9 protein-coding genes and 2 pseudogenes are annotated in these 10,764 nt (G+C 70.3%); 7 read left to right on the forward strand and 4 right to left on the reverse strand.

All coding sequences use genetic code 11. The features are described from left to right. Together ADK36_RS07145 and ADK36_RS07150 are read left to right on the forward strand one after the other, a co-directional pair. Positions 1-261: pseudogene (locus tag ADK36_RS07145) on the forward strand (GTP 3',8-cyclase MoaA); the annotation flags it as partial. Positions 262-295: 34 nt separating this feature from the next. Next, on the forward strand, positions 296-760 hold the full coding sequence (locus tag ADK36_RS07150; protein WP_048587354.1) for a molybdenum cofactor biosynthesis protein MoaE: 465 nt from the start codon (positions 296-298) through the stop codon (positions 758-760). Between the two features lie 31 nt (positions 761-791). Here ADK36_RS07150 and ADK36_RS07155 read toward each other — a convergent pair whose 3' ends face one another. After that, complete coding sequence (locus ADK36_RS07155) at positions 792-1,679, reverse strand: helix-turn-helix domain-containing protein (RefSeq protein ID WP_048587361.1); 888 nt, start codon at positions 1,677-1,679, stop codon at positions 792-794. 138 nt (positions 1,680-1,817) lie between these two features. Here ADK36_RS07155 and ADK36_RS07160 point away from each other — a divergent pair, with 138 nt between their 5' ends. Further along, the gene (locus ADK36_RS07160; RefSeq protein WP_048587355.1) at positions 1,818-2,642 is read left to right on the forward strand and encodes an SDR family oxidoreductase; all 825 of its coding nucleotides are present in this window, start codon (positions 1,818-1,820) and stop codon (positions 2,640-2,642) included. Positions 2,643-3,058: 416 nt separating this feature from the next. After that, on the forward strand, positions 3,059-3,682 hold the full coding sequence (locus tag ADK36_RS07165; protein ID WP_053196782.1) for a TetR family transcriptional regulator: 624 nt from the start codon (positions 3,059-3,061) through the stop codon (positions 3,680-3,682). Positions 3,683-4,269: 587 nt separating this feature from the next. Here ADK36_RS07165 and ADK36_RS07170 read toward each other — a convergent pair. Both ADK36_RS07170 and ADK36_RS07175 read right to left on the reverse strand, forming a co-directional pair. Further along, positions 4,270-5,125 (reverse strand): annotated as a pseudogene (locus tag ADK36_RS07170) (alpha/beta fold hydrolase). 30 nt (positions 5,126-5,155) lie between these two features. Further along, a complete protein-coding gene (locus ADK36_RS07175; RefSeq protein WP_048587357.1) occupies positions 5,156-5,857 on the reverse strand; it encodes an SDR family oxidoreductase in 702 nt (233 codons plus the stop codon). Positions 5,858-6,258: 401 nt separating this feature from the next. Between ADK36_RS07175 and ADK36_RS07180 the strand changes: the two genes are divergently transcribed. From ADK36_RS07180 to ADK36_RS07190, 3 genes are read left to right on the forward strand one after another with little or no spacing between them, the layout of a single operon-like run. Next, positions 6,259-7,383, forward strand: coding sequence for a 4Fe-4S binding protein (locus ADK36_RS07180; RefSeq protein ID WP_048587358.1), 1,125 nt, complete (start codon positions 6,259-6,261; stop codon positions 7,381-7,383). A gap of 40 nt (positions 7,384-7,423) precedes the next feature. Then, complete coding sequence (locus ADK36_RS07185; RefSeq protein ID WP_234329700.1) at positions 7,424-8,449, forward strand: YhgE/Pip domain-containing protein; 1,026 nt, start codon at positions 7,424-7,426, stop codon at positions 8,447-8,449. A 9-nt stretch (positions 8,450-8,458) separates the two neighbouring features. After that, positions 8,459-9,028, forward strand: coding sequence for a TetR/AcrR family transcriptional regulator (locus tag ADK36_RS07190; RefSeq protein ID WP_053196784.1), 570 nt, complete (start codon positions 8,459-8,461; stop codon positions 9,026-9,028). An 898-nt stretch (positions 9,029-9,926) separates the two neighbouring features. Here the strand turns inward: ADK36_RS07190 and ADK36_RS07195 are convergent. Next, positions 9,927-10,298, reverse strand: coding sequence for a hypothetical protein (locus ADK36_RS07195; RefSeq protein WP_048587360.1), 372 nt, complete (start codon positions 10,296-10,298; stop codon positions 9,927-9,929). Between the last annotated feature and the right edge of the window lie 466 nt (positions 10,299-10,764).

The following is a 10,764-nucleotide window of genomic DNA, read 5'->3' on the forward strand; positions in this document are numbered from 1 at the left end:
GTGGTGGGCGTCATCGCCTCCGTCACCCGCCCGTTCTGCGCGGCCTGCGACCGCACCCGCCTGACGGCCGACGGCCAGGTACGCACCTGCCTCTTCGCCACAGAGGAGACGGACCTGCGAGCGGCCCTGCGCTCGGGCGCCCCCGACGAGGAGATCGCCCGTATCTGGCGCCTGGCGATGTGGGGCAAGAAGGCGGGAGCGGGCCTGGACGACCCGTCGTTCGTGCAGCCGGACCGCCCGATGTCGGCGATCGGAGGCTGACGCTGTGACAGGCAGGTCAGGAAGGTACGGAGGCGTGGCAGCTGACCGAGCCCGCGAGCACCCCGGTGAGCGGGCGCATCCGCAGCCGGTCAGGCTGCTCGCGATACGGCGGACACCGCTCTCCCTGGAGGAGGTCTTCCAGGCCGTCGGCGACGAAGCGGCAGGCGGGATCGCGCTGTTCGTCGGCACGGTGCGCAACCATGACGCGGGCGCGGACGTGAACGGACTGGGGTATTCGTGCCACCCGACAGCCGAGGCCGAGCTGCGGCGGATCGCGCAGAAGGTCGTGGCGAACCACCCGGTGCGCGCCCTCGCCGCGGTGCACCGGGTCGGAGAACTGGCGGTGGGCGACACAGCGGTCGTGGTCGCCGTGGCATGCCCCCACCGGGGAGATGCCTTCGCAGCCTGCAGGCAACTGATCGACGACCTCAAGCACGAAGTGCCCATCTGGAAACACCAGAAGTTCTCGGACGGGACCGATGAATGGGTCGGCGCGTGACGCCGCCACAGGCCCCGGCCGGACCCACGTCTCAGCGCCGCGGCTCCAGCTCCCAACTGGCCAGCATCCGCAGGGCTTCCTCCGACCGGGAGCCCGGCTCGGCGTGGTAGGTGACCAGCCGCATCGGGGCGCCCCCGCGCAACGCCATGGACTCGTGGACGAGGTCGAACTCTCCCACCAGCGGGTGCCGCATCCGCACGATGTCGCCAACGGTCCCGCAGCTCACCTCGTGCCGTGCCCACAACCGCCGGAACTCCTCGCTCTTCTGCGACAACTCCTCGATCAGCGAAGAGAGGTAGGAATCCTCGGGGCTTTTACCGGCGTTCATGCGCAGAGCGCCGGCGGCTGTCAGAGCCGTCCGTTCCGGGTCGGCGAACCGGTCGCGTGCCTCAGGCGAGAGGAAGATCAGCCGGGCGGTGTTGCGCTCCTCGGGCGTCAGTTGGGCCCAGTCCCCGAAGACGGTGGCGGCGAGCCGGTTCCACCCCAGGATGTCCAGGCGCCGGCTGACAACGTAGGCGGGCACGCCGAGCCCGTCGAGCAGATGCTGGACGCTGGGCCGCAGCCGCTGCGGCGGAGGCGCGGCCTGCGGGGTGCCCTGCCGTTCGGGCTGGGCCAGCCGGACCAGATGCTCCCGCTCCTCCTCGCTCAGGCGCAGGGCACGCGCGACGGCGTCCAGCACCTCGGCCGACATGGTCTCGCCGTATCCCTGCTCCAGGCGCGCGTAGTACGCGTACGACACCCCCGCAAGCTGCGCCAGCTCCTCGCGCCGCAGTCCGGGAACCCGCCGACGCCCGTACGACGGCAGGCCCACGTCCTCGGGCCTGAGCCGGGCCCTGCGCGACCGCAGGAACTCCCTCAGCTCGCCACGCCGGTCAAGTCCGGACGTCGCTTGGTCATCGGGCGCCACATGTGAAGACATCTCTGTCCTCCAGTTGTCCAACGTGCCTCGCCGTTGCAGGGCAGCGTACAGCATCGACCCCAAAGCTCATCTTGATACTAAGTCTCACATCGATGTAGAGTCTCCCCATAAGACTTCACCTCGAACGGGAGTGTTCTCGTGAGCAAGACCTGGTTCATCACCGGCTCATCCCGCGGCTTCGGCCGCCAGTTCGCCGAGGCGGCCCTGGAGCGCGGTGACAAGGTCGCGGCGACCGCCCGCGACACCGACTCCCTCGCGGACCTGGTGGCCGTCCACGGCGAGGCGATCCTTCCCCTCACCCTGGATGTCACCGACAAGGCCGCCACCACCGAGGCTGTCAAGCGGGCGCACGAGCACTTCGGCCGCCTGGACGTCGTCGTCAACAACGCCGGCTACGGCCTGTTCGGTACGGTCGAGGAGCTGACGGAACAGCAGGTCCGCGACCAGATGGAGACCAACTTCTTCGGCGCCCTGTGGGTCACCCAGGCCGCCCTGCCCCTCCTGCGGGCCCAGGGCAGCGGCCACATCGTGCAGATCTCCAGCGTCGGCGGCGTCACCGCCTTCCCCAACCTCGGCGTCTACAACGCCTCCAAGTGGGCCCTGGAGGCACTGAGCGAGGCCCTCTCCCAGGAGGTCTCCGGATTCGGCATCAAGGTCACCCTCGTCGAGCCGGGCGGCTTCGCCACCGACTGGTCCGGCCCCTCCGCCACCTTCGCCGAGCAACTGCCCGCCTACGACGACCTGCGCACGGCCCTCGCCGCCTACTGGAGCACCACCCGGCCCGGCGACCCTTCCGCCACCGGCGCGGCCCTGCTGAAGATCGTGGACGCCGACAACCCGCCCCTGCGGGTCTTCTTCGGCACCTCCCCGCTCCAGCTCGTCCCGCAGGTCTACGCCGACCGGCTGAAGACCTGGGAGGAATGGGCCGACGTCGCCACCGAGGCCCATGGCAGCGCCGCGTAACCGTAGGGCACAGGCGTCGGCCAGAGCCGGCGCTCGTCGCAGCAGCCCCGGGAACGGACGGTGGGCGTGCGGTCTCCCGTCCAGGGATCGCACCCACCGGCCGTCGCATCGGAGCGGTGACGAGGAGGCGACCGTCCCCGCCGCGATGCGGCACGGCCTGGCGGACTCGACTGGATCTTTCCCATGGAGTTGGCCGGGATGGCGTCGGCCAGACACCAGTGGCGCGGTGTCTTGTGCGGGGCCAGGGCGGCCCGCAGGTGGTCGTGGAGGGCAAAGAAGTCGTCACTGAAGCCCTGCATCCAGGCGAATTCCTTGATGGGATCCCACACGGGCTTGCCGTCGGTGGCGCCCTGGATACCTGCGCTCCACACACTGATACTCGGTATCAGATTGAGTCTTTACCGTACCCTTCTGGTATGCCTGAAACCGCTCGTGCTGCCGACCAGTCCGCACGCAAGCCGCCCGGCCTGCGCGAGCGTGTGCGTGCGACGGTTCAGGCGGAAGTGGTCGAGGTGGCGCACCGGCTCTTCACCGAGCAGGGGTTCGACCGGACCACCGTCGACCAGATCGCCGCCGAGGTGGGCCTGTCGCGCGCCAGCCTGTTCAGGTACTTCGGCACCAAGGAAGACATCCTCCTGGGACGGCTTGAGAAGTCCGGCCGCCAGATCGCGGAGGCGCTCGCCGCCCGCCCCGACGACGAGCAGCCGCGGGAGGCACTGCGCCGGGCGTTCGACGTCCTGACGCGGATGAACGAGGCAGCGCCCGAGCAGGCACTCAGCTATCTGCGCATGCTGCAGGAAACCCCGTCGCTGCGCGCCCGGCACCACGAGAAGCAGCTGAGCTGGCAGGAACTGCTGGTGCCGGAGATCGCCCGGCGGCTCGGGGCCGACCCCGACCAGGCCGAGGATATCCGGCCGAGCGCACTGACCGCCGCCGCGCTCGCCTGCCTGGACTCAGCCTCCACGGCGTGGGTGGCCTGTGAGGGCACTGTCCCGCTGGCCGTGCTGCTCGACCGGGCGATGGGCGCGCTGACGGAGTGACGCACTGCGCTCTTGAGCACCGTCGTCCCGGCCGGCGAGGGTGGCCGCCGTGCTGACCGGGATGTCGCGGTCAGTCCTGCGCGATGGACATCCGGCCACGCCGGCCGACGGACGCGTCACCGGGAGCCTCAACGCCCCACTGACTTTCCGCCGGTCGTGCCCATAGCGCGCCCTTAACAGCGGTCAACCACGATCAATGGCGCCCCGCACATCGGCACCTCCCTCGTGCAATCCCCTGGCCTTCGCCATGGCCGCCCGCCTGTGCGACCGCTTCGGCATCCGCACCGAGGTCCTCTTCAGCTCCCTCGGCAACGCCCCGTACCAGCAGGCCACGGACCCGGTCAGCGGCCACCGCCACCAACGGGCCTACGCCCAGGCCGTCGACGCACAACCCTCACCGACCTCGTCGACGCCCTCTACCAGCTCCTGTTCACCACCTTGTCCCGGCGCCTGGGCCTCCCGTACCGCATCGAGACCTACAGTCGACAGGCCGATGAGCATTTCCGCCGCGGGTGGCTGCGACTCCGAACGCACCCGCGTACACCTCACCGACCGCGACAGCGCTCACGGCCCCGTGCCGCCGGGAGTCAGGCCACCGCGTTCAGCAGGTCGGCCAGCAGGTCGGGCCGTTCCAGGGCGATGAAGTGGCCGGTCCTGGGGACCTGCGTGAAATCGGCGGCCGGCATCCGAAGGACGGGACCAGTCCTCCTCGCCGTAGACGAGGTGGACGGGCGCCTTGACCTCGGGGTAGCGCGAGCGGGCGGCGATGAGGCTGGGCAGGTTCTGGTACACGGCCCTCGCGACGGTCGAGTAGCCGGGGCGGCTGCCCACCTGGAGGAGCTCGTCGACGTAGTCCTCCCGCAGCGCGGTCTTGTCGACCAGCCCGCCCTGCAGGATCCTGCGGAGGGCGGCCTTGGGCTCCACCCCGGCGACCACCTGGCCCACCCCCGGGGCGAGAACACCGCTGACCACCACACGGGCGAGAAGACTGGACCGGGCGATCCCACCGGGGAAGTCGTACGTGTTCACCGCGACGACGCGGCGTACCCGCTCGGGGAGATCGGCCGCGGTGGTCAGGGCGAGCACCGCCCCCATGGACTCCCCCACCAACGTCACGTCGTGGAGGTCGAGTTCGGTCAGAAGCCGCTCGACGCCCGCGCGCATGGCCGGCTCGTCGTACGACGCCCCGGACACGATCTCGGAGTAGCCCATCCCCGGCAGGTCGAGGGCGTACACGGTGTACTGGTCCGAGATCAGCGGGATGAGGTGGCGGAAGTGCTCGGCCTGCGTGCGCACGGTGTGCAGCAGCACCACGGGAGCACCGGTGCCCGCCTTGAGGTAGCGCAGGGTTCCCTCACGGCTGCGGCGCCCTGTGCGCGGGGCGATGGTGTGGCTGGTGGTTCCCGGAATGTGGATCGTGGGACGTGACTCGTGGCTGGGCATCTCGCCGGCTCCTCGGGTGTAAAGGGGGGGTTACTTCGCCAACTGGGCGTACAGGCCGGTCAGTTCGCCGGCCAGGCCGGCCTTGACCTGCCGCGAGATGTCGTCGGCGAGCACCTCGTACGCGCCCGTCTCGACGCCGTCGAGGGCGAGTGCGGCGACGTCACGCGGGTCGGACTTGGGCGCCTCGACGTCCGCCGCCAGGTCCGTGTCGACGTAGCCGACGTGAAGTCCGGTGACGGCGATGCCGCGCGGCTGCAGCTCCAGACGCAGGGAGTTGGTCTGCGACCACAGGGCGGCCTTGGATGCGCTGTAGGAGCCGCCGAGGGCCAGCCAGGAGAGCACGGAGTGCACGTTGAGGAGGTGGCCGCCGCCGTTGCGCTCGATGAGGGGCACGAAGGCGCGGGTGAGAAGCAGCGGGCCGTAGAAGTTGGTCTCGAACTCCCGGCGTACGTCGTCGACCGGGGAGTCGAGGAAGGACGCGCCGACCGAGGCACCGGCGTTGTTGATCAGCACGGTCACGTCTTGCGCCTGCGCGGCGGCGGCCGCCACGGAGGCCGGGTCGGTGACCTCCAGCGCCACCGGTACCGCGTCGGGGTGCGTCACCGTGCGCGGGTCGCGGGCCGTGGCGTAGACCTTGCCGGCACCGCGTGCGTACAGCTCTTCCACCAGGGCCTTGCCAATGCCTCGGCTGCCGCCGGTGACGAAGACGTTGGCGCCCTTGAGTGCGGTCATGACTGCCTCCACAGAATGAGAAACCGATCGGTTTCCATCACGATAAACCGATCGGTTTCCAGACGCAAGCCCAACAGACTCCCCGGCTCCACCGGGGCGTTCCGTACCCGTGGATCCCCGGGATGACGAGCCCTCCACCTGTCCGACCGGCCTGGTCGATGTCGGTGGGCTCGCCACTCGCGGAGGCACTGGGCGTGCCGAGAGCAGCGGAGGGAGTGGGGCGAGTGGCAGGAGGTGCCGCGGCTGGGGCCGCCGTGTCGTCGGGGCGGGCACAGTCGACGCCGTCGGCGGGCGCCTCGCCGCTTGGACTTGCACGTCGAAACCGATCGGTTTACGGTGGTGAAACTGATCGGTTTCTCGCCGTGCCGGCGAGCCTGGAACCCGCATCCCTAGGAGTACGGATGACTGCCGCACGCGACGCGGAGGGGCAACCCACTCCTCCCAGGCTTCCGGCGAAACTGGCGGCCCACCCGTCGGTGCAGGCTGTACTCGCCCAGCGCAGGACCGGCGGCATCGCGCGTCCGTCGGCGGTGATCGACGCGGAATGGCTGCGCGAGCTGTGCCTCGCGGCCGGCGCGGACGACGCCGCCCCGGTCAGTCTGGATCACCCCGATCTGGCCGGCGAGCGCGAGCACGTACAGTCCGCGCTGCCCGGCACCCGCACTCTGATCGCGATGGCGGTGCGGATGAACCGCGACAACTGCCGTTCCCCGGCCCGCAGCGTGGCCAACCAGGAGTTCCACCAGGCCGACGAACAGGCCAACCACGCCGCCCGCAGCGTCACCCAGGCGCTCCAGGACGCCGGCTACCGCGCCCTCAACCCGTCCGTCGGCTTCCCCCAGGAGATGGACCGCTTCCCCCGCGAGCGGATCTGGGTGGTGGCGCACAAGACGGTCGCGGTGGCCGCCGGGCTCGGCGTGATGGGCCTGCACCGCAACGTCATCCACCCGAAGTTCGGCAGCTTCGTCCTGCTCGTGACCGTCCTGGTGGACGCGGAGGTCAGCGCGTACGGGCAAGCGCTGGACTACAACCCCTGCATCGACTGCAAGTTGTGCGTCGCCGCCTGTCCGGTCGGCGCCATCGCCAAGGACGGCGCCTTCGACGCGCTGGCCTGCACCACGCACAACTACCGCGAGTTCATGAGCGGGTTCACCGACTGGGCGCAGACCGTGGCCGACAGCGAGGACGCCGCCGACTACCGCTCCCGCGTCACTGATTCCGAGAGCGCCTCCATGTGGCAGAGCCTGAGCTCACCGCCCGGCTACAAGTCCGGCTACTGCCTTGCCGTCTGCCCCGCCGGCGAGGACGTGCTGGGCCCGTACCTGGACGACCGCAAGAACTTCATGGACACCGTCCTGCGACCGCTCCAGGACAAGAAGGAAACCCTGTACGTTCTGCCGGGCTCGCACGCGCAGGAGTACGCCCGGCGCCGCTACCCGCACAAGCCCGTCAAGGAAGTGACCGGCGGCTGGCAGCCCCCGGCGAAACCCTCCGCGTCCACCGACCGAGAGACACGTACGTCATGAGTGGCATTCACCCCTTCCGCGTCCTGCGCGCCAAGCCTCTGTGGATCGCGACGGCGTCATCACGGGCGTACTCGCCCTGCTGTTCGCCGTGTTCTACGTCGGCGCGAACATCGACCCGGTCGACCACATGACCAAGCTGCCCGTCGGCCTGGTCAACGCCGACAGGGGAGCCGTCGTCGGCGACAAGCAGGTCAACCTCGGGGCACAGATCACCGAGTCGATCAAGAAGTCCACCGCGAGCGGGGCCAAGATCGACTGGAAGGTGATGGACGAGAGGGACGTGAAGGAGGAACTCGGCGAGGGCAAGCTGTACGGCGCGCTCCTCGTCCCGGCCGACTTCACCTCCTCCACCACCGCACTGACCGGCGCCGCGACCACCGCGACCCCCGCCCGCCCGACGCTGACGGTGCTGACCAACCAGTCCCCCGGCAGCGTGGGATCCAGCCTGGCCCGGGCGGCGACGACCCAGGCGGCCGAGAACGCCTCGCTCCAGATGGGCAGGGAGCTGACCCTCCAGAGCGGGACCGGGCAGGCGAAACTGCCCGCCGCGGCACGCGTCCTCCTTGCCGACCCGGCCGCCGTCGCGGTCAAGGACGGCCACCCGCTCGACTCGCACAGCGGCCTGGGCCTGACGGCGTTCTACTACGCGCTCGTCCTCGTGGTCTGCGGCATGCTCTCCGCCAATGTCATCAGCGGCCAGGTCGACCACGCCCTCGGCTACACCCACAACGACATGGGCCCGCTGGGTCATGATGGCGGCCGCACTGTTCGGCTTCGGCGTACTGGGGTGGTACGACCGCAAGGCACTGCACCGCATCCCGGCGGAGACGACGCCCGAGAAGACCGCCGTCCCGGCGTGACTGCAGGTCACCCAAGACGGGCCATTACTCGGAGCGGCCCCGGCGTGTGTCGCCCTGCCGGGGACGACAGGCGCGCACACCATCATGGCTCGGCGACGGCCCCTTCCCCCGGCCCGCGCCCAGCCCCTTCCCCCGGGCCGTCGCCGAGCCTCTCCCCCGGAGCCCCTGGAAACCGATCGGTTTTCATTTCGTCCGCTTCGGGTTAACCTCGCGGTATGACCACCGAAGTGAAGCTGAGCCCCAGGGAGCGGTTGCTGGAGGCGGCGGCCACGCTCACCTACCGAGACGGCGTCAGCATCGGCGTCGAGGCGCTGTGCAAGGCGGCGGGGGTGTCGAAGCGCTCCATGTACCAGCTGTTCGAGAGCAAGGACGAACTCCTGGCGGCAAGCCTGAAGGAGCGCTCCTCCGCCTACGTGGCGACTCTCCTGCCTGCGGCGGACGACGGCCTCTCCCCCCGCGAGCGGATCCTGCACGTCTTCGCGCAGGTGGAATCACAGGCCGGCGCCCCCGAGTTCCGCGGCTGCCGGTACCTGGCCGTGCAGATCGAGCTCAAGGACCAGAGCCACCCCGCGAGCCGGGTCGCCCATCAGGTCAAGGCGAACCTGACCGCCTTCTTCCGCGCCGAGGCCGAACAGGGCGGGGCGGGCGATCCCGATCTGCTGGCCCGGCAACTCAGCCTGATCTTCGACGGAGCCAGCGCCCGCGCGGGAATCCAGGCCGACAACCTGACCGGGCTCATCACCCCCACGGTCACCACCTTGCTCGACGCGGCAGGCGTGCGCTGACGCGTCGCCCGACCGGAGGACCCCCTCACCTCCCGGCGCTCGCGGGAAGCCCGATGGCCGTAAGCGTGTTGCCGAGCATGCCGCAGGCGAAGAAGCTTGCGGTCTCGTCGGCATGAGGTCGAGCAGGCCGGCGCTCTGGGCCAGCAGGGCGGCTTGGAGGGCGTCGGCCGTCTCGGTGCGGTACCGGGCGTCGTCCGGGAAGCCCGGTTCGGCGGCCGGCCGAGCCAGTTCGTCGAGCTGGAGGACCAGCGTCGCGGCGAGGTCGGCGGTGACGGCGAGACGTCCGGGACGAAGCGCAAGAGGGCGTGCATGCCGTTCTGGTGCGGAGGTGGAGGTCCTCGGTGTACGTCTTCTCCGCCGGCACGGGCGAGATGCCGGACAGTACTCCCTTGTATGTCGGGTGCGTTCAGGTACCGGCCGCTTCCAACGGCTGCACAGGTGGTCATCGCGGACGGGCAGGGCCCGTTCCCGTGTGCCGGGTGCGGGGTGATGGGAGTGCCTTGCCAATGGCCGCGGGGCGGACACGTTCCCACGCCATCACCAGCGAACCGGCACCCACGACTGCGGCCGCACCGAGTGCCGCGCCCGGCAGGGCGATGCCGCGAGGGCCGAGTACGGACCCGGTTCGCCACTTCGTCCCCGGTGCTCTCCGGCCCCGGCGAGGGCGGGAGCACCCGCCCGGGGTGAACGCCGACCGACCGGCAGGCCCGAAACCGACGGCAGCCCGGACCGCCGTGCCCCCCCCCATCACGTCGACTCCTCCTCCGCCTTGCAGCTGCACGCTCCCCCACGCCCGAACCGGCTTCGCCCGGCTCGCGCGGGGGCACCCCCATCGACCCCGGCCCGGGTCGGCCGAAAGGCACCGCCCTCACAGCCGGCCTTATCCGCCGGACAGGCCCTAGACGTACACGTCGTACGTCTTGCAGTAGTCCTCGCCGCAGCCCTTGATCTGGGCCCTGTCGAACGTGCCGCTGGGGCTGTTGAGGGTGATCTCGGTGTCGCTGTGACGCCATTCCCCCCACGCGTTGCCGTGGACACGAAGCCACACGTGGCCCGCACAACGGCCGTCAAGGCGCTTGACCGCGACGACCTTCGTGGTCTGGAGACCTACCTGGTAGGTGGTACCGCAGGGCCGGGTGAACTTCCCGGAGCCATCGAAGAACTTGACGCCGGTGTCCGGACGGCCGTTGGTGTCCGCGGATGCGGTGGCAGTGGCGAGCATGACGGCGGCGGCTGCGGCTCCGAGAGCTGTGGTGATGCGCTTACGCATTAGGGTTCCTCCCCCGATTTGTGGTGCGCGCGTTCGGCGCGGTCAGTCAACCGCGGCCAACGTAGTGGGCCTGCCGCTCACGGCGTACCTAAAACTGTCCAGGGTGGGCCGAGGAGTACACAGGGGTCGGCCCGGGACCCCGCGGTGTCCCGGGCCTTCATGGTGGGTGGGGCGACAGGGTCCGCTTCCGGTCTGCGGCACCCGGCCAGCACATACCGCCACGGGCGAGGGCTGGCCAACCCATTCCTGTACGTCGCCCCTAGGCACGGTCCGGCGGGCTCACGGGCGGTGCGCTTGGCCTACGGCCCGACCGTCAGGAAACAGGGCCGGACCAGCGGCAGGCCTGTGTCACGCGGTTCACCGGTACGTCCCCGTGCCCAGTAGTTCGGGCAGCGGGTTGACGAGACCGCCGCTCGGCGACTGCCGCTGGGCGGAGGGTCCGGCCGGCCAGACCGCGGGGCAGTGG

This window comes from Streptomyces viridochromogenes (assembly GCF_001270495.1).
Lineage (GTDB): Bacteria > Actinomycetota > Actinomycetes > Streptomycetales > Streptomycetaceae > Streptomyces > Streptomyces viridochromogenes_A.

Bases quoted from the DNA above. Each gene is read 5' to 3' on its own strand.
- ADK36_RS07155 (WP_048587361.1), bottom strand. From the start codon at position 1,679: ATGTCTTCACATGTGGCGCCCGATGACCAAGCGACGTCCGGACTTGAC.
- ADK36_RS07165 (WP_053196782.1), top strand. From the start codon at position 3,059: ATGCCTGAAACCGCTCGTGCTGCCGACCAGTCCGCACGCAAGCCGCCC.
- ADK36_RS07175 (WP_048587357.1), bottom strand. From the start codon at position 5,857: ATGACCGCACTCAAGGGCGCCAACGTCTTCGTCACCGGCGGCAGCCGA.
- ADK36_RS07180 (WP_048587358.1), top strand. From the start codon at position 6,259: ATGACTGCCGCACGCGACGCGGAGGGGCAACCCACTCCTCCCAGGCTT.
- ADK36_RS07190 (WP_053196784.1), top strand. From the start codon at position 8,459: ATGACCACCGAAGTGAAGCTGAGCCCCAGGGAGCGGTTGCTGGAGGCG.
- ADK36_RS07195 (WP_048587360.1), bottom strand. From the start codon at position 10,298: ATGCGTAAGCGCATCACCACAGCTCTCGGAGCCGCAGCCGCCGCCGTC.